The sequence below is a fragment of the Paenibacillus sp. FSL R7-0198 genome, assembly GCF_038000415.1.
Classification (GTDB): domain Bacteria; phylum Bacillota; class Bacilli; order Paenibacillales; family Paenibacillaceae; genus Paenibacillus.
This window is the reverse complement of sequence record NZ_JBBOCB010000001.1, coordinates 4610710-4630554: the sequence shown is the minus strand read 5'-3', so window position 1 is coordinate 4630554 and position 19845 is coordinate 4610710. Positions and strand designations below refer to the sequence as shown.

At 45.7% G+C, this 19845-nt stretch carries 16 protein-coding genes; 8 read left to right on the top strand and 8 right to left on the bottom strand.

From position 1 onward, the window contains the following. The first annotated feature begins 48 nt into the window (after positions 1-48). Positions 49-1500: a CAP domain-containing protein gene (locus MKY87_RS20110; protein WP_340965855.1), complete on the top strand. Its 1452-nt coding sequence runs from the start codon at positions 49-51 to the stop codon at positions 1498-1500. A 151-nt stretch (positions 1501-1651) separates the two neighbouring features. On the opposite strand, the gene MKY87_RS20105 is transcribed toward MKY87_RS20110, so the two are convergent. Beyond that, complete coding sequence (locus MKY87_RS20105; protein WP_091038905.1) at positions 1652-2050, bottom strand: iron chaperone; 399 nt, start codon at positions 2048-2050, stop codon at positions 1652-1654. A 184-nt stretch (positions 2051-2234) separates the two neighbouring features. On the opposite strand from MKY87_RS20105, the gene MKY87_RS20100 reads away from it, so the two are divergent. After that, on the top strand, positions 2235-2555 hold the full coding sequence (locus MKY87_RS20100) for an ArsR/SmtB family transcription factor (protein WP_017690570.1): 321 nt from the start codon (positions 2235-2237) through the stop codon (positions 2553-2555). 99 nt (positions 2556-2654) lie between these two features. Further along, the gene (locus tag MKY87_RS20095) at positions 2655-3737 is read left to right on the top strand and encodes a saccharopine dehydrogenase (RefSeq protein ID WP_340965853.1); all 1083 of its coding nucleotides are present in this window, start codon (positions 2655-2657) and stop codon (positions 3735-3737) included. Positions 3738-3854: 117 nt separating this feature from the next. Here MKY87_RS20095 and MKY87_RS20090 read toward each other — a convergent pair whose 3' ends face one another. Then, on the bottom strand, positions 3855-4517 hold the full coding sequence (locus MKY87_RS20090) for a M48 family metallopeptidase (protein WP_289391178.1): 663 nt from the start codon (positions 4515-4517) through the stop codon (positions 3855-3857). 159 nt (positions 4518-4676) lie between these two features. Between MKY87_RS20090 and MKY87_RS20085 the strand changes: the two genes are divergently transcribed. Then, entirely contained in the window at positions 4677-5444 is a 768-nt protein-coding gene (locus tag MKY87_RS20085) for a GNAT family N-acetyltransferase (protein ID WP_339786209.1), read from the top strand. A gap of 112 nt (positions 5445-5556) precedes the next feature. On the opposite strand, the gene MKY87_RS20080 is transcribed toward MKY87_RS20085, so the two are convergent. Further along, entirely contained in the window at positions 5557-7935 is a 2379-nt protein-coding gene (locus MKY87_RS20080) for a GH36-type glycosyl hydrolase domain-containing protein (protein WP_340965851.1), read from the bottom strand. Positions 7936-8064: 129 nt separating this feature from the next. Further along, a complete protein-coding gene (locus tag MKY87_RS20075; protein ID WP_340965850.1) occupies positions 8065-8484 on the bottom strand; it encodes an ester cyclase in 420 nt (139 codons plus the stop codon). 304 nt (positions 8485-8788) lie between these two features. On the opposite strand from MKY87_RS20075, the gene MKY87_RS20070 reads away from it, so the two are divergent. Next, positions 8789-11311: a transglutaminase domain-containing protein gene (locus tag MKY87_RS20070; RefSeq protein WP_340965848.1), complete on the top strand. Its 2523-nt coding sequence runs from the start codon at positions 8789-8791 to the stop codon at positions 11309-11311. A 126-nt stretch (positions 11312-11437) separates the two neighbouring features. Here the strand turns inward: MKY87_RS20070 and MKY87_RS20065 are convergent, their stop codons facing one another. After that, positions 11438-12340: an SDR family oxidoreductase gene (locus MKY87_RS20065; protein WP_339786222.1), complete on the bottom strand. Its 903-nt coding sequence runs from the start codon at positions 12338-12340 to the stop codon at positions 11438-11440. A gap of 333 nt (positions 12341-12673) precedes the next feature. Here MKY87_RS20065 and MKY87_RS20060 point away from each other — a divergent pair, with 333 nt between their 5' ends. Then, a complete protein-coding gene (locus MKY87_RS20060; protein WP_340965847.1) occupies positions 12674-13657 on the top strand; it encodes a MerR family transcriptional regulator in 984 nt (327 codons plus the stop codon). A gap of 26 nt (positions 13658-13683) precedes the next feature. Here MKY87_RS20060 and MKY87_RS20055 read toward each other — a convergent pair whose 3' ends face one another. Together MKY87_RS20055 and MKY87_RS20050 are read right to left on the bottom strand one after the other, a co-directional pair. After that, positions 13684-15213 carry an alpha/beta hydrolase family protein gene (locus MKY87_RS20055; protein ID WP_340965846.1) on the bottom strand — a complete coding sequence of 510 codons (1530 nt, stop codon included), beginning with the start codon at positions 15211-15213 and terminating at the stop codon, positions 13684-13686. 182 nt (positions 15214-15395) lie between these two features. Continuing rightward, positions 15396-16775 carry an amino acid permease gene (locus tag MKY87_RS20050; protein ID WP_133387334.1) on the bottom strand — a complete coding sequence of 460 codons (1380 nt, stop codon included), beginning with the start codon at positions 16773-16775 and terminating at the stop codon, positions 15396-15398. 376 nt (positions 16776-17151) lie between these two features. On the opposite strand from MKY87_RS20050, the gene MKY87_RS20045 reads away from it, so the two are divergent. Together MKY87_RS20045 and MKY87_RS20040 are read left to right on the top strand one after the other, a co-directional pair. Next, positions 17152-17517 (top strand): DUF6713 family protein, encoded by a 366-nt coding sequence (locus tag MKY87_RS20045; RefSeq protein ID WP_340965845.1) that lies wholly within the window; start codon positions 17152-17154, stop codon positions 17515-17517. A gap of 72 nt (positions 17518-17589) precedes the next feature. Then, positions 17590-18582: a DUF4003 family protein gene (locus MKY87_RS20040; protein ID WP_340965844.1), complete on the top strand. Its 993-nt coding sequence runs from the start codon at positions 17590-17592 to the stop codon at positions 18580-18582. A gap of 112 nt (positions 18583-18694) precedes the next feature. On the opposite strand, the gene MKY87_RS20035 is transcribed toward MKY87_RS20040, so the two are convergent. After that, complete coding sequence (locus MKY87_RS20035; RefSeq protein ID WP_340965843.1) at positions 18695-19684, bottom strand: phosphotransferase; 990 nt, start codon at positions 19682-19684, stop codon at positions 18695-18697. Positions 19685-19845: the final 161 nt, after the last annotated feature.

Below are 19845 nucleotides of genomic sequence, written 5' to 3'. Positions count from 1 at the left end.
ATACATCGAATACATAATAATATTTTTTTACTAGAAGGAGATTAGAACATGTTTATTCAAAAAAGGTACATCCGCTCGTTACTCTCTCTTCCTCTGGCAGGCCTGTTATTCATGCTACTGGGGACCCAGCAGATCGCTGCTGCCCCTGTCGACAGTCTGCTGCCTGAGCGAAGTGAGCAAGAAATCAGTCAGAAATGGACGCAATGGATGAGTGTCAAGGACCAAACTGCTACATTCACTCAGAATCCCTCGACCAAGGCACCTTATGTCGCTGGTGTAGTAAGTGATTCCACATTAGAGCAGGCCCTAGGTGCAGCCAACTTCTATCGTTATCTCTCCGGTTTGGATGGAGATCTCGTTCTCGATGCTGCTCTCAATCGTCAAGCCCAACATGGAGCAGTCGTTGTTTCTACCGGAGAATTGACTCACTTCCCGGCTCGTCCTGCAGATATGCCAAAAGACTTTTTTGATCTGGGAGCCAAATCGGCTTCAAGCTCCAACCTGTACGCTTCCTATGGTGCTCAAGGAAACCTTGCAGTCAAAAGCGTAGAAGCTTATATGGATGATTCGGATGCCAGTAACATTGCTGCACTCGGCCATCGTCGCTGGATTTTGAGTCCGCAACTGAAGAAAGTTGGTTTCGGGATTGCATCCCGGGACAACAAAAACTATGCGAGCCACTTCAGCACCATGCAAGTGATGGATACAAGCCGTTCAGGAAAACTCAATTACAATTACAACTTGTATCCTAACAAAGGGGCATTCCCGATTGAGGCATTCAATGTGTCACAAGCTTGGTCTGCACAGCTGAATCCGGACGTCTTCGCGAAGCCTTCCAAATCGGAGGTACAGGTGGAGATCGTGCGTTCATCGGATCAGAAAACTTGGGTACTGGGAGCAAAAACCCCGGTTAGCAGTGATCCTGCAAAGGCCTATTTCAATGTAAATTCCGATGGTTATGGGTATAACTATGCTGTTATTTTCCGCCCAGATAATTTGAAATCCTTGAAGGCAGGCGACACGTTCAACGTTCGCATTACCGGTTTGAAAAAGAAAGACGGGTCCAAAGCAGAAATTTCATATCAGACACGTTTCTTCTCGGTTATCAATCCTTCACAAGAGCCTGTAACCGATCCACAGAATCCTGGGACAGAACCACAAGACCCTGGAACAGAGCCCCAGGACCCGGATACGGGGAACGAGGATTACCTGGATAACCATCTAATGCAGTTCGAATATACAGCGGATCGTACGCTGAAAGTACGAGGTACACTCACGGCTTATGCAGGCAAAACATTCTCATTCCAGATCCACGGTCCTTCACCTGACGAAAAACATATTCGCACTGAAACGGTGAAGCTGGACGCTAACGGTCGATTCAGTCTGACTGTCCCTAATCTGGGTGTTTCCGACCTGACCATCTACTTGCAAGTGGACCCAAGCTTTATGTATCTGATTCCTACAGCAAGTAATTCAGACGTTACGTATTCCTTTGAATAGAAGCGAAGCAAGAGCATAGGAATAAACTAAAGTAAAATGAAGTACGACCAGAGTAAAACCTAGAATCTAAAAACAAAAACAGTCGGAATGCATAGGCATCCGACTGTTTTTTTATAGTTTATGATACGAGCTTTTGTGATAGGAGCTTTAATTACTTCGGTGCTCCTTTTTTGCGTTTCTTTTCCAACGCGATCTCCACATTTTCTTTTACCCGATACTCCACAATCCGGCGGATGAGATCCTCGGGCAATGGCTGATCCAGTGGAAACTGGACAGATCCCTTTCCCCCTTTATACTTGGAGAGTTCCTCCTGGAAAGCTTGAATTCCCCTGGGAGCTGGGTAAAACCCAATATGATGCTGGTATGCGGCAAAATGAACCAAATTCCCATGCTGTGCATACGTAGGCATCTTGTAACTGATCTTCTCTTCGGCGTTCGGAGCCGCTTCACGAATAATCTGTCTTATTGCCTGTAATCTCACCTGTACATCAGGTGCAAACTCCGAGATATATTCATCTACCAGCACCGAATAATGGTTACTCTCAGCCATCTTGGACTCCTTCCACCACGGATACATCAATGGATCCGTGGTACGGGCATATTTGCTTATATTGTACTTCAAATGGACAAGCGGAACAGCTAATTTCCTGCAACTTGGAATGTTAAATTTGATTTTTAAGTGAACTAAGCCTTATAATACGTTTAAACAATTAAACATTATAACGGAGTGAGCCATGAACGAGTCGATGGGTAACCAAAAAGTTATTGATATTTTCGAGAATCTAAGTCCTTATCTTCAAGGTTTGGGAGATCCCGTTCGCCAGCGAATCATATCGCTGCTCATTGATCAAGAGAGCATGAACGTATCACAGATTGCAGAGCATGTCCCCATGTCACGCCCTACGGTCTCTCATCACTTGAAAATATTGCGTCAATCCGGGCTGTTATCGGTTCAGAAAAAAGGTACGGAGATGTATTACAAGCTGGAGTTCAACGATGCGATTGAATTACTCAAACAGCTCGTTCATCTCGTGGAAGTGGAATGTCAGAGCTAGCGCATACCGCGCTGGTGTACTGCATTCCTTTTCTTCACTCTTTTATGTTTAATAGTTTAAACATATAAGTGCATAAACATATCAACGGAGGTTTATCGAATGAATAGAAAAAGAGTTCTTATCGCTGGAGGTTATGGTGCTGTAGGTGCACAGCTTGCCCGCATTTTGCATGACAGGCATCCTGATCTGGAATTGGTACTGGGAGGCCGTTCTGCGGGTAAAGCAGCACCTTTTCCATCCAATCGTGTCCAAACGGTTGTTGTTGATACCAATGCAGACGATCCACTGATTCACGCAGGAGAGAATATATCGTTAATCATTAATGCAGTGAACGATCTGAATGATCGGCTACTGGTATCGGCAGTGCGGAGAAAAATTCCACTTATCGATGTAACACGCTGGACTGAGGTGTTCAATCAAGCGATCCGTTCAGTAGAGCAGGAGGAACTTCATGCCCCTGTAGTGCTATCCTCTGGATGGATGGCAGGAACAGCTTCTTTATTTGCCATGATACTCTCTAACTCGCTGCAACATGTCGAAGTAAACATTCATGCCCTATGGTCGCTGCGGGATAAGGCCGGCCCTGATTCGGCAGCCTTCATGGACCGGATGAGTATTCCTTTTCAGATAACCGAATCCAATACACATCGACTCGTCTATCCCATGACAGATCCGATCAAAGTTCATTTCCCGAACGGGTATACGACCCCATGTTACAGACTGGACACACCCGATCACGTCACTTTGCCTCATACCAGCCATATCGATTCCGCCAGTTTCCGTATTTCATTCGATAGTAAAGTATCTACCTATGCACTCGCCGGATTGGTCAAAACCGGAGTATGGAGGATGATCAGTGGTGAACGTTTCCAGCCATTCCGGCGAAAATTGCTCTATAATCCGGGAACCGGGAGTGCACATCATCTCGTCATTCAATTGAAAGGGCTGGATGCGAAAGGGAACAAGGTTGAGCAAACGATGACAGTCTCTGACCCACTCGGTCAAACTCATATGACTGCACTCGGCGCTGCGGTGCAAGCCGAGAAGATACTGTTGATGCCAACGGACAAGCCTATGGCTCCAGGCATCTATTATCCTGAGCATCTGTTCGATGACCGAATGGACATGGATGCAGTTACTCATTTTTTCACACAATACGGCGTTCAATTATCTTATTCCTAATATCCAGACACAACAAAAGTCCGCGAAGCCACTCACTGCAAACAGTGGAAACTTCGCGGATTTTACAGATGATATCGGATCGGTATGGCGCGTCCAAGTGAAGGCTTAAGCTTGTTATTATAGTGTCATGGCTCGACCATTGCGCATCAGGTAATCTTCTTTTGTTTTGTAATCCGGCATGATGCTGCCGATCCGTCGCCAGAAAGAGCGATCATGATTCATGTGGTGAATATGGCAAAGTTCATGAATGATGACATAATCTATCACTTCCAGTGGCGCCATCGCCAGGCGATAATTGAACGTCAGCTTTTTGTCCCAGCTACAACTGCCCCACTTGGTGGGAGAATCTACGATCTCTACTGACTTCGGCTTCACCTTCAACTCTTGCTGGTAGCGACCGATGCGCTCCCCAATCATGCGTTTACACTCTGCAAAATAAAACTTCTTCAGATTCGCTCGCAGCTCCTCTTCTGTAAGCCCCTCTACAGGAATTAATTCATGCAGTGCATGTTCCTTGCCAAAAAGCAGGAACTTCCCCTTGCCCTCATCTTCATATTCCTTGGCTTGAGGACCGTCGAGCGCTTGCTGCATCAGAGCGGATTTCTTCAAGATCACATCCCCATGCTGCTCCACAAGTTGCCGGATCATGTCTTCACTGGTACCATTCGGTGCCTTGATCGTTACCATGTAAGGCAAGTCCATCGTGATGGAAACTTTCTTGCGTTTGCCGTATTCGATATGACAGTTAATGCTGTGATTATTTAATTCTATAGTTAACATAATGCTCTCCGCTTCTGAAGTTATTCAACCAAATCAAATTGTATACCATCTCCGGCTATAATGCATACTGTTCGGCGATATATCTGTTTTTGTTGTATTTTTATACATTATTATGTATTATTATGTATTATTATTTAATCATAAAATCGGAGGTTGGATATGACGCATACAATAGATACAGAACACAAAACCATTGAAGAACTATCGCTTAATCACTGGCAGCCCTTGTCCACCTTACTGTATGACGGCTGGGTACTGCGTTTTGCCAAAGGATATACCAAACGTGCCAACTCCATTCAACCGATCCACTACTCCACTCTGGATGTGCATGAAAAGATTGAGGAATGTGAGCGTATCTATGCTTCCAATCAATTAAGTACCATATTTAAGATCACGCCGTTTGTTCAGCCGGATCATCTCGACCAGCTTTTGCAAGACAAAGGGTATGGCGTTGTTGATCTGACCCGTATCCAAACTCGGAGTCTGGAAGAGATCAAAGAGCCTGTGCACCAAGCTGTACAGATCGACGAACAGTTGACCACAGCGTGGCTGGATCACTTTTGCCGACTGAACAAGGTGAATGATCTGCAACGGGAAACGACGGAATTAATGTTGGACAATATCCGGACAAAGGTAGGTTTCATCTCGCTGTTGATCGATGGGCAAGTCGTCGCTTGTGGGTTTGGTGTCATCGAACGTGGCTACATTGGATTGTATGACATCATTACAGACGCTAACTTCCGGAATCAGGGACTTGCTGAACAGATGATCCTACATCTATTGCATTGGGCAAAAAAACAAGGTGCTACGTCTAGTTATCTGCAAGTCGTTGCGAATAATGCGCCTGCCTTGAAGCTCTACGCCAAGCTGGGTTATTCAGAGATTTATAGCTATTGGTACAGAGTCAAAGAATGGAATGAGTCCTGACTATGCTGAAACCAAAAACTGCCCTCCTCATATAAAGGAAAGGCAGTTTTTAATTCGGCTTCGTGATCGTCCAAAACTCTTCACATCGTTCAGCAGTACTCCTTGCGCTTTTCTACAATGGCAACTTCACCAGCACCTCATATTTCATACCGGCTTGTATGTTCTTGATGATGTCACCTGCAATCCGTTGACCGTCAACATGCACCTCAATCTGCTCGACAGAAGCATCCTTCTTCATGTTTACATTCAGCTCAGCTCCGCGGAACAAACGTGTGACCGATACCTCGTTCCAGTCTTCAGGTAGTTGCGGACTCACTTGAAGTCCTTGTGCATGACCTTGCAGTCCAAACAATCCGTCGATCAGGCAACGATACACCCACGGCACCGTGCCGGTGTTGAACAGATGACTGGAGCGCCCGGCTGTACGTGGGAATTGACGATAAGCTCCGCGATAATAATTCGGAATAAATACGGGGAGCTGACCCCTCTGGAGGATATCCTCGGCATCGGGGCCAGGAATCATTTTACGCAACAGACGATACGCCTTCTCCTTCTCGCCCACCAGATACAACGCATAAATATAGAACGCCGCCGCGTGATTGTACACGGCACCATTCTCCGCACTTCCCGGATGTTTTTGCGTGACACGACCTACATCTTCCCGCATAGCTGTGAAAGACGGCGCGAGCTTCTCGACACCATATGGTGTCTCCAATTGCTCCTCTACCGCACGAATCAACTTCTCCTGTTTATCCTGATCCGCAGCACCGCTCATAAGTGCCCAGCTCTGAGGATTGATATAGATGCGTCCTTCCACGTCTTTGCTTATGCCAAACACTACGTTATCATCCGTAATTCCGCGGGCATACCAGTCCCCATCCCACAGATACTCATTGGCTACCGCATTGGTCTGGTCGGCTTCCTGACGGAATTCCGCTGCAACCTCGGCATGCCCTGCCTGTTCACCAATATCTGCCCACACATTGAACGCATATGCCGTCGCAATGGTCAGCCAGCCGGATACGCCTTTGCCTTTGTATCCCACCATGTTCATTGGATCACACCAGTCACCCTGATTGATATAGTTCAACCCACGCGCATCCCGCTCATGGATCAACCAGCGCATCGCAAGATTCATATGTTCCAATACCGAAACCTTCTGTTCACTGTCTCTAAAAGGAACCTGTTCCTCCAAAATGCTATAGTCATTCGTTTCATCCAAATAAGTCTTCATACAGACAGGGAGCCAGATACAGTGATCGGTATGAGGAACCTGATTAATATATTTCAGTTCTGCGTCCGGATGCAAAATAATGCCGTCTGGCATCGCACCGCTTATATGCTGCTGAGACAAAGCGGTTAAGAACGCAGCTCGTGCAATCTGCGGCTGAATGTAACTCATGCCCATGTTGTCCTGCAAATAATTCCGCGTCTGCGGATCGGTTGTCAGACGATTGGTTTTGCCATGATAGTACATCTGGCGAGGTAGCCAGTGATTCACGACATTATCTAGCCAGCTGTCCGGTGTCTCGATCTGGATGTTTCCTTGCCCTTCCGCAATATACTCAGCATACTCCTGCTCGGCTGCGGTGAAACCATCCTGTCCTGCCTCATTCTGCTTCACAAAATAATGCTGACGAATGCCTTCAATCTCTGTTTCATCATGAGCCGGACCAAAGATAAATCGGTACGCCTGCTCAGCTCCAGCCTCCAGCTCTACTCTATATTGCAATACAGCTACAGGTGTCTCGTACCGTGCATCTCCACCTGCGAGCGTCTCCGATTGAAGGGCGGAAGGATTATGAAGTCCGCCTTCGCCCTCAAAGCTTAAATGATTCACTTCCCAGGCGGCCGGTTGGTGATCTGCAAGCAGATAGGTTTTGTCGCTGTAGTTTTTGATTTTGCTATAATCCTGATATTTCTGATACGGCGTAATTGCCGAGCAGACAATGCCCTGCAAATCTTCCACATATGAACCGGATTGGTTCATCCATGACATATAGCCGACTGTATAATACGGGTAGATACTAAGCTTGCGTTTTCTCGAAGACAGATTGGTTACCTTCACACGCCACAGCTCCATAACATCTTCCTTCGGTAAACGCAGGGACATCTCGATGCATATATCGTCCTGAATCACTTTCCAGTGAATATCGTGTTTACCGACAGCGAACGTATAACTTTCCGCTTGCTTGCGAACCGGTTCATACGGGGCTGAGAAGATTTCGCCACTTACTTCATCTTTAATATAGACAAACCGTCCCGGATGATGGGCATAATATGGCTGCTCCGGTTGCATAAACGTCTTGGCTTCCAGGTTGGGCGCATACGAGTATTTAGCAGGTTCGGGCTGCATGAATTGGGCCACAGCGTATCCCCTGCAATTCACATGAATCATCATCTTTTCATTCCAAAGGAATCCGGATGCCTTCGGTAAACTTGTCGGGCTTGTTAGTTCAACATATTGATTATCTTCCGTTGCTTTAATCATCACTGAACCTCACTTTCAGATAATGGAGTCAAAAGACAGAAAACGTTTTATGTAACTTGTATACAACTTTGTTCATTATAACACGGTAACGCTTACAAAGAACTGAAAACTAAAAAAGAGCTAAGAAACTCAGCTCCGATTACGTTCCAATTGTTTTTCGATGCCCAACCTGTCGATCTGTATCCAATACTCTGCAATTTGTTCGTTTTCCACTCGGTATACCGCACTGGCAATTTCAATCACCGGGAGGTTCGTTGGGCAGTATCCGTCCACTTCGCCAATATGGGTACCCGTTTGTCTCCAGCGCACATAAACTTTATCACCTTGCGTCAGCAACTCCAGAATTTCGAGTGAAAATTCCCCGTATGCTTCAATCATCTCTCGCACATGATCCGCATAATTGGAAGGTGTTCGGGTGACCGTGACCTCTTCTTCAGATATCACTTGATGGGCCAGTACTTGTTCTGCCATCACGATGCTTGCATAATCAGGATTCCGACCTGATCGGACTTCTTCAAAAAAGGTTCTGACAATCTGTTCTGCTGTCATACGGCACCCCATTCTATTCAAATTATTCTGTTATATATTTAAATATGTAGTAACTCTTGTATTTTAACATGGTCCCCTCGCTACGGAATTACAACTGTTCTATTGTTCTACAGGACTTATATCCTATCCTCTCACCTTGACAATGCGTCAATATGACCATAAACTAGCAAAGGATATCAGGAAATTAATAGGAGGTTTAGATGTTAAGAGGTTCACATATGGGTTTTAACCATATTTGATAATCTTTCGGTGTGTAGCAACGTAGCTATTAGAGCAACTCAGAAAAACAAGAAAGCGGTGTATCATGAAACGTCTATTTTTCATTATGTTTGCGCTCACCCTGTTACTGGCTGGATGCCAGAGTAATGAACAGGAAAGCAGTCCGTCCGAGAATAATCCTACCGAAGTAGTAGAAGGTTCTACCATTTTAAGTTTGAAGCAAAAATACGGCTCCGAATCGGAACAAGCAATTATGCCGATGTACAACGTAGCTCAAGATGAAGAATTTACGTTCAAGTTTAAAGCAGATTTACGGAAGAATAACCTGTCAGCTATTGACATTATAAGTGTACATACCGATATTAAAGCACTCAAAGCAAGCGATGTACATGCCCTTCGCGATACCAATGGCAACAACGTTTCCATTAGGCCTCTTGGGTGGGGCGTTTTAACCTCAGATTCCATGAAGAACAAGGATCACGGCTCTTGGGGCGGTGCCCCCATTTATTACATTCGTCTGAATTATGATCCGGATGCGGAAAATCTAACACTGCTCGATCAACCCATCATTATTCCGTTTACAGTGAAATCGGAGTTGCCTGTGCCCAACCTAAGATACGAGATTGATAAAGACAGACGGTTATCGTTGGTCTGGGACAAGGTTGAGGGTGCCACCGAATATAAAATTTATGAACGTTCTGACCTAACCAAATTCGATACAAATGTACCTCTAACTGGCGCAGAAGACGCTTTCAGTAATAGTCTGCCTTTAGATATTGCGGTAACGACAGAGACGTCTTTCAATGATTTTATGAAAGACGGAAGAGGCGGGCTGGGCACTTATAGTGAACTGATAACTACTCATCAGAACCATGGTTTACGAGGAGAATATTACGTCACTGCAATCGGTGGAGGCAAAGAATCCAATTTTAGCAGAGGTGTCCCTACAGCTCCGCTTGCTTCCCAGTTACCAACATCTCTGAAAGAACAATTGTATAGGGAGAAATTAAAGAATATAGATGTACTTCCTCAGAAAGCAACAGTTGAGTACAATGACGGATCTCTAGCCCGTGAAACCATTGTTTATGATACCGAAAGCGTAGAGATTTCGGAGTTCAATGAAACGAATATTCCTTTTCATGTTAAAGGAACGGCTCTGAAAAGCTACGTGCGCGTAGAGAATGTAACTCAAGCAGATTTGGAAAAACTTGCTCAGCAAACCGTAGCCGAGTCCAGCAACGGACTGGTGGAACCGAAGAATGATACACCTTACGTCCCTGCACCTGATGTGCCAACGATCATCAACAATCATGATGCACCTGAGTCTGCAACGGAAACAGAAGAAGCACCAGCTTCGGAAACTCCAACTACAGAGTCCACAACCGATACGGGAACGTCAGAAGATGTAACTGATCCTCTATCTACTGAGGCTTCTAATGATACTTCTGATAATTCTTCAGATATGGCTTCTGAAGAAACTTCCACCGAAACACCTGCTCCAGCTCCCGAAGCTGAAGAAGACAATCTGGTAGATGAGCAGAAATCGAATACACAGCAAAATGTAGAACAAGGTAATCAGGAAACCGTGCCTCAGCCTGCTACAGGCGATGCAATGATCAATGCAGATTCCGCATTGGAAGAAGTTTTAGCCAAAAACATGATTGCGGCACAAGATAAAATTTCGTTAAAAGCTTTCCCCGAAGCTCAAAATTTCACGACACTCTCGGATGTTGTTCTGAAAGTGATGTACCAGAATCCCTTGATTCTTGGTGTGGAAGGTTTTGAATACAACTATGGTACGCTTACCCTTTCGATTCATTATAATGAATCGGCTAGTGGTATCCAGAAGAAGCAAGATGAGATTATTGCCAAAGCAAACGAAGTGGTGGCTTCCATTATCAAGGATGGCATGAACGAAGACGAGAAACGAAAAGCCATCTACGATTATCTGAACGATAACGCGAAGTATGATGATGCAGCGCTGGAAAATGCGGAGCTGAACAACTTTAAAAATGTCGATCCACAGTTCAATGACTCGTTCACCACATACGGTATTCTGGTCAAAGGTGTTGGGGTATGTGCCAGCTATGCCTCCGTCTACAAATTGCTCTCCGATCTCTCGGGACTGGAAAGCATCGTTGTAACGGGCGCTTCCAGCGGTGTACCACATGCATGGAACAAGGTCAAAATCGGGAACGAATGGTTCCATGTGGATGCCACCAACAACCTGACAAACTCCGGCATCCCCTACTTCTTGTACAATGCCAACGATGAGACTGCTGCAAGTCAGAAAACAATAGCGGATAAGGATTACTGGCTTGATTCCGAGCTCGCGATGTTTAATGGCGAGAGCGATGCCAATGATTATTATGTGCAGAATGATCTCGAAGTCGTATCCCTTAATGAGTACAAAACCAAGGCTGAGAGTGAACTTAAAAAGGGAGAGAACCGGATCATTCTCCGTTTTGCCTCACCTGTTGACTCTGATGAGCTGATGACAGCTGCCGGCGAAGCCCTCGCTGCAGTGGATGAAGCGCTTCTGAATACAGCACAATTAGCCACGCTAGGAAGTTATGCCATTCTGGACCCGAAACCAGAGCAGAAGTAACTTTATAATTTTTTAAAAATAGCATAACAACAAAGAACACCTTTCACCTGCACAGGGAATGGTGTTCTTTGTTTAACTGGCCTATGATCACTGACCTAGGATTCATAGGCCTTTTATATCCAACGTTTACGGACTAACCGTACCACCATTCGCATTCAATGTCTCGCCGCTCACATAACTGGATTCCTGGCTTGCCAGGAACACAAATGCCGGAGCCATCTCGGCAGGTTGTCCTGCTCGACCAAGCGGTGTGTTGGAGCCAAAATCAGCCAGCTTCTCGACTGGTTGTCCACCCACGACCTGAAGTGGTGTCCATACCGGTCCTGGTGCAACAACATTGACACGAATCCCTTTGCTACCCACCTGTTGTGCTAGCGCTTTGCTGAACGTGTTAATGGATGCCTTCGTTGTCGCATAATCCAGCAGGATTGGCGAAGGTTTATACGCCTGAATCGATGATGTGTTGATAATGGAGCTGCCCGGCTTCATGTGTTTCACAGCTGCTTTGCAGAGCCAGAACATGGAATAGACATTTGTTTTGAACGTAGCATCGAATTGCTCGGTGGTCAGATCTGCAATCTGCTCTACAAACTGCTGCTTACCTGCCACGTTAGCTAGTATATCAATACCACCAAGCTCTTTTACAGCAGATTCAATGAGTTCCTCACAGTATTTCTCATCCTTCAAGTCACCTGGCATTGTGATTGCTTTGCGACCGGCTTCCTCAATCAGCTTCACAACTTCCTGCGCATCTGCTTCCTCTTCCGGCAGATAAGACAGAACGACATCTGCGCCTTCACGGGCAAACGCAATCGCTGCCGCCCGGCCAATTCCACTGTCAGCTCCGGTCACAACTGCTTTGCGTCCCGTTAAACGTCCGCTGCCTTTATAACTTTTCTCACCCGCATCAGGAACAGGAGTCATCTCACGCTGAAGTCCCGGCTCATCCTGCTGCTGTTTCCACTCCGGTGTAGCCTTCGGATATTGTGTCGTTGGATCTTGCATGGTGTGCTGATCTTGATTAGCCATGTTCAATTCCCTCCTTGGTTATCTACATTGATCACTACGATCACAGAATAACCTTCCGATCGCTCTTATCCCCAGATTTTTTTCTCTCCCTTATATAAGGTGAAAATCCGGTGATAAAGGCGAACACTCCGTTTCTTCAGGTTATTTCTGTGCTCTTCGTTATCATGTAAATGTTAAATTTATGTTCAGAAGTTGTTTTCTTAAAAGTTGCGCTCTTTCCTTTGTAACCGAGTTGGGCGTTATTTAAACTAAGCTAACCGGATTCCCAGACAACTGTCACATATTGAATCTCCCCTAACTGGAGATTGTATAATAGAACATGAGGTGATCTCGTTGAACCCAAATATAGAACCCTATTCCATTGGTGAAGCAGCCAAACTGATCGGCTCCACGGTGAAAACGATCCGTTATTACGATGAGATTGAACTGTTACAGCCCTCCAGTCATACGGAAGGTGGGCATCGACTCTATACAACGCAAGACCTGTGGCAACTCGAACTCATTACAACACTTCGTTATCTGAATTTCAGCATACCGGATATTCGAAAGCTCATGTCGGGTGAAGTGGCGGTAGCACAGGCGTTGGATCTGCAGATTGAAGCGTTGGAAACCCAGATCGGCACGATGAATTCCATGCTCTCCATTTTGCAGCAAGCGAAGCAGCATGAAGAAGACACTTCACTGCGCTCGGAACAGTCTCTCACGTATATCTCCAGTCTGGTAGAATCGCTATCGGCCAATGCAAGCAGGCGAAAACAATTTGTTGCTGCCAAGGTGGATGAATCCCATCTGCTGGACAGCATTCCGCAGGATTGGAGAGTGTCGTTTCTGCACTTTTTCGATAAATACATGATGAAAGATACCAAACTGACGGCTCAGCAAACACTGGCCTGGAAGGAAATTCAGGAACTGATCAATGATCCGGCCTATTGGGCTGATCTGGCTAAGTTGGAGGTTCCCTTCTTCATTATGGCGAATCAGCCACAAGTCGAAGCGGATGTCTGGGTGAAAAAAATGGAGGCTATTCGCATTCGCACTACTGAAGCTCTGGACAAGCGTTGGGCAATCGATAGCCCTGCTGTACAAAGCATGGTGTGGGACTTTGTGTTGATGTATGCAAGTGTCGAGCATGCCGAAACACCTGAAGTATTTTTTCGCAATCAGGCCCGATATATGCTGGACTCCGTGACTGAACGTATTCTGCGTTTTAACAAGCTATGCAAGGTGATGAATCCCGAATGGAGCCAGATTGTAGATGGCATTAACCTGCTGCAGGAGGGCATGCGGTTACGTTTAAAACAAATGGAAGAAGACTGAACTTCAGTCTCCTTCCATTTTTATGTTCAGCCTTTTTTCAACGAATAGGATTCATGTTCTCCCACTTCCTTGTCCATATGGAGCGGTTGCCCTTTCAAGTAGTGGTTGAAGAAATCAATCGTTGTATCGTTGATCAACTGTTGTGTCCCACGCGTATCTACACCCTGTGTCCATTCGAGCAGTGGAGAGATCAGGTAGAGGTCGGAGAAACTCAAATGTTTGGTGTTGGTCAGCTCCATCCAGAAGTTCCCTCCTGCGGTTACCGGTTCATAGCGCTCATACACTTCCTCGTAATATTTCTCGGCTTCCGGACGGGTCGTGCCCATCGCAGCAATTTCCTCGTCACTCATCACACTTGTGCCTGCAACGGTTGAGTCTGCACTCATCATTAGAAACGGCTTGCCCACACCTTCCGCAGGTATACGTTTCTCGCCAAACAATACACCGTCCATATTCATGCCTGCTTTCACACGCGGATCATCCATTAACATCTGTACTGTCGTTGCTCCGCCAAATGAATGCCCAAACATGCCGATGTTGTCCAGATCCATATGTCCTGTAAAGCGTCCGCTCGGATCTCTCGTACCCAACTTCTCTACCTCATCCAGTACAAACTGTGCGTCCTTCACCCATGTCTCATTCAACTTGTCCATGTAACTGAATTGCAGCTGCTCAAAGCCTTCTTTCCCTTCCGATTCAAACTGCGCCACACGTCCATCCGGGAATACAGACACCAGACTGCTATACGTGTGATTGATACCCACAACAATGTAACCTTGACTGACCAGCTGCTCGACCTGGAACGTATTCTGATTTTCATAGCCATGTAGACCATGAGAGAACAGAACAACCGGATACTTGGCTTCGGCATCTGATAATTGAGCTTCCTGAATCGCATGTGTTTTGACCTGACTCAGACTGGAAAATAAAAGCTTTGGCAGTTTCAGCACTTCATTGAAGGCTGTCGCATAGATATCCGGCTTACTAACATAAGGAGCTGTTGCACCCTCTTCCTCTGGATTCGTTGGATACCAGATCTGTACCATCAGCTCCCTTTGGTCACCGGTAGTACTCGTCAGAAGTTCATCCCGACTGCTATCTGTCCAATCGTAGTATACCGTTCCGATTCCATAAGGACCTGCTGGCTTGGCAAACGAAAACACCGGGAACAGCAGTGGCAAGCCAATGCTCACAACAGCGTATAGCAACACCAGGAAAGACGTTGCGATGATTCGAACACGTCCGAATTTCCCCGCCACAGGTGATTTCGAAGCAGATGCCCCGGAACCTTTGCTGTTCAGCGAGGTTACACCAGACTGTTGCTGGCGTCTTGCCTTTGTAAATAACACAACCAGTGGAACTAACGTGAGCAGATACGCCGGAATCATCGACCAACGTAGTCCTTCGACCACACCATGGATAATCAGCAGCACACCCGATATGGCAAATCCGCCCCATACCATTTTCCGAAAATGTTGACTCTGTCTCCCAATCCCGATTACCCCCACTAATATAAGCAGGTTGAAAATAAGATAAATCCATTCTACTGTCCTCATAAGATGTATGCCCCCTTGTCTGCCTCCAATCTTAAAACCTCCAGTTACAGGAGATTCAAGCATGATTTTTGCGGATAAAAAAATGCACTCCCTGAATGTCGCTGAATCACCCGCAGGTTCTTCAATCATTTCAAGGAATGCATGTATGATATTACGATATAAGTTGATTTTTGAATATTAGACTAGCGATCTTCGCCGCCATTTATCCGTTGTCTTTTTCCGATGCCAAATGCAAAATATCCAGCCACCACGATGGCCATAAACGTAGCACCAACAATCAGGGGCAAGCGCGTATCCGGGTTAAACGCCATACCGATAATGACGAGAATCAGATACACAATAATAATGTAATTGCTGATCGGGAACCATTTGGACTTAAAGTTATGATCCGCCATTTCGTTACCCCAACGCTTTCTGAATCGGAATTGGCTGAACGCCAGCGCGAACCATGGAACCATACCCGGAAGAACACTTGCACTGTAGATGTACAGGAACAATTTGGAGTCCGGCATCAGGTAGTTCAGCACAACCCCAATCAGCAGCAAGGAGATTGTGATGACGATACTATTGCGGGGAACCCCGCCTTTGGACAGCTTTTTGAAAAAGGCAGGTGCCTGCCCATTCTCAGCCAGCGTGTATAACATCCGTCCTGCACTGTAGATCCCGCTGTTGCATCCCGACATGGCTGCCGTCAGCACCACAAAGTTGATGATTCCCGCAGCAGCAACAATGCCGACCTTGGCAAAGGTGAGCACAAACGGGCTGCCCGTCTCGCCTACTTCGTTCCAAGGGTACAAGGTTACAATAACAAATATGGCACCAACGTAGAAAATAAGAATACGCCACACGATATTTTTGATCGCTTTACGCAAGGTATATTTCGGATTCTCCGCTTCGCCTGCTGTAATACCGACCATCTCCACCCCTTGATACGCAGCCGTTACGATACACAGTGCAAAGAGGAAACCTTTGATCCCTCCAGGGAAGAATCCGCCATGACTAAACAGATTCGACAGCCCGATTGGCTGTCCTCCGTTCCCCCAGCCGAAGAAGATGAGCCCGGTTCCGATCACGATCATGGCTACAATAGCCGTCACTTTAATCATCGCAAACCAGAATTCAAATTCCCCATAAAACTTCACGGCCGCCAGATTTGCCGCCGCAATGATGAGCACCCCAGCAAGTGCTGGTAGCCACTGTGGAATATCCGGGAACCAATACCCGACATAGATACCAATCGCCGTAACTTCCGCCATACCAACCGTAACCCACAAGAACCAATAGCTCCAGGCGGTCAGGAATCCGGCAAGCGGACTAATATATTTGTGAGCAAATGTAGCAAACGAACCTGTGACCGGCTCCTGAATCAACATTTCCCCCATAATTCGCATGACAAAAAAGATAACGATACCGGCCAATAAATAGGCCAGTAGCACGGATGGTCCTGCCCATTTGATCGTACTCGCCGATCCCATGAACAAACCAACGCCGATTGTACCTCCGAGTGCAATCAGCTCTACATGGCGGGGCTTTAGCCCTCTAGATAGTTGCTTTGATTCCAAACGATTCTCCCCTTTTCTTGTGTACAGATTCCTGATGTAATTTTAATTTTCACATTCACATTAACGCAATGCAGAATTACTTCACCAAATTGTACGAGATGTGCCGCAGAAATACAACAAGGAATGTGAGGAAACGGATTCACTACACATATAGGTATAGGATAACCGCTTAATGAATATGGCAGACAGTTCAATAAACAATTCACTGCAGCGTTGTGTAAACAAAGTGACAGAGACTTTCTAATACATGACTCGACAGGGAGGTTGCTGGAACCCCCAAAGGACAACTCACGTATTGTATATGTGGGTGCAATACCGTAAGTGACTTGTTCGCTATTGACCTGCTTGTATAAAATTAAACAATGGGAGACTTTGCATGCCTGACTTTTTACTGGTTTTATTTTTGTTTAACCTGTCTCTCTTTCTGCTTCACGAAATGGATGCCATCAGGCGGTCCGAGTGGAAATTGTTTATAGTGTTAAAAGATATGGAAGATGATAAAGCCTATAGGTATTTCACTTGGATTCACCTGCCAATGTATACCATCATTCTCTCTCTGCTTTTTAGCTCATATCAGACCATTACATTCTGGGTGATGGATATCTTTTTCATCATACATACCGTATTACACTTCTTTTTCGAAAAACATCCTCGAAATGAATTTAAAAACGGGTTCTCCAGATCATTGATCTACCCTATGGGAATAATTGCTTTAATTCATTTAATATTCCTAATCATCTAATCTGTTTACATAGACGGAATGAAGGAAGCTGGAAGGGTATTGTTGAATAACAGTGAATATGGAGGTGTGCCTATGCAACAACATCATGCAGAACGAGTTGAATTATTCGTTTCCAACACTCAGATCATCAAGAAGTCGTTCAAATGGCAACATGGGATGATTCATCGTCTGGCCGCCTTGCTCTATGCAGCAGAGAATAAAGTTGCTGATGCGGAAGCCATTCGCCTAAGCCAAGAGTTGATTAAACAAAACACAAAACTCTTCTCTGCATTCAGAGGTAATTCGGCCATTAGCATTGCTGCCATGCTCTCCCTTACAACAGATGAAGAGACGAGATTGGTAGATACCCTGCATGTCTATGACTTGATGAAAGAGATCAAATTCCGCAACTCTGATTATCTGGTTATTGCCGCCTATCAGATCGCTACTCAGACATCACCTGACCAGTTTCAACCTACGGTGGAGCGGGCCAAATTATTTTATGATGGCATGAAAGCAGAGCATCGTTTCCTCACTGGACAGGATGACTACATTTTTGCTGCCATGTTAGCCCTTTCCGATCTCAACGTGGATACTGGTGTGGCACGTATGGAACAACTCTATAGGGAATTAAAACCAGAGTTTTCTTCCAGAAACAGTGTGCAGGCGTTAACACAGGTACTGGTTCTTGGAGAGGATAACCCGGATGCAGGTGCTCGTGTGATTGCCTTAAATGAAGCTTTTCGTAAAAGGGATCTCCGAATGGACAAAACATACACATTACCCTCTCTCGGGATACTTTCCCTACTGCCTTCGGACAGAGACGCTTTAGTGGATGAAGTCGCGGAAACAAATGACTGGTTACGGACTCAAAAAGGCTTCGGGGCTTGGTCGATCGATAAACAGGAGTTGCTCCTGTTCTCATCCGCGTTGATAGCCATTCAACATGTGGAGAATCTGCGAAACGGTGTGCTTACGACAACGATCTCAACAAGTATCACGAATATTATTATCGCTCAACAAGCAGCCATGGGCGCAGCTGCCGCAGCATCGGCTGCTGCCGCTTCTTCATCATCATCCAACTAATAAGTGACCCTGTTACCTTCAATATAAGATGAAAAAGACCCTCCCGAGTTTAAGTTGACTCGGAAGGGTCTTAAAACATTCAAACCTACACCTAAATAATGTTCATCATTTGCTAGGATATAATCCCCGTATCCCGGAATTCTTCCACGAAACTGTCCAGCCAATCCGAACCATAGTCCAGCGCACCCGTATCACTCTCAATAAAAGCAACATCCAGACCCATCACCCAGAATCGGCGAGCAATAATAAAGAGATCAACCGCCTGCTCATCTTCGGCAGAGAAGCTTCTGACTGAACGATATCCTGCCATTAGCGCATCCCATAATGCTGCTTTTCGCTCATCAGACTGCCTTTTTCGCACCTTCACTTGAGCCAGATCGTAGGCACGCCAGCTTTTGGCTGCCCACTCGAAGTCATAGTGGATGAACTGATGCTCCTGTTGAAACGCATTGTTATTCCCATGCATATCGCCATGGCACAGACCAAAGTCCAGATCTTGTCTGGAAGCGGCAACGATGCGTTCTTTTAACGTTGTGGCAAACGTATAGAGAAATGCTGCTGCTTCATTGTTCTCACCGATATAGTGGATGATTCGCTTAAGGGGTTCATCGATAAGAAATTTCAAATCAAGCTCATATCGTGGCAGCTCCACGTTCACCTGATCCATAGCCTTATGCAATTCAGCGGCAGATTGACCAAAGGCGTAACAAGACTCCTCATCCTCCAGATTGTTCTCCGTACCCTCAATATACCGAAACATCACAGCAACCCGCTTGCCTTCCGCAGCTTCCAACACCGTATATCCCGTGTGATCTTTCTTCTCGATGTATTCTCCAATGTCGGTGTGTTCCGCAGAACCTAGAACATTCTTCAGTTGAGACAATAACGATAGTTCGTAGTGAACATCTTTCTCCGAAATTTCAGTGCGGTAGATACGGAGAATATACATGCCACTGGATGTACGAACCCGGTAGGTATCATTCAATCCCCTAAGCCAAAACAAACATTCTTCCCATGTTCCAATGTCATACTCATCCCTCAATGCAGACTCGAGGTATCTGGGGTTAAGCACTGAACGTAAAGCAGTCGGTTGAATGGACATATGGTTGCTCCTTCGGTTTAATATGATTATTTCTCATCAGATTAACGATGTAATCCTTTTCACCTATCAACCTATAACATAGTATATTTTTTATTTATTTTCCAGAATATATATTTTGATGAGTAAATACTCTTTAGACTCCTATAGTTCCATCTCGCATC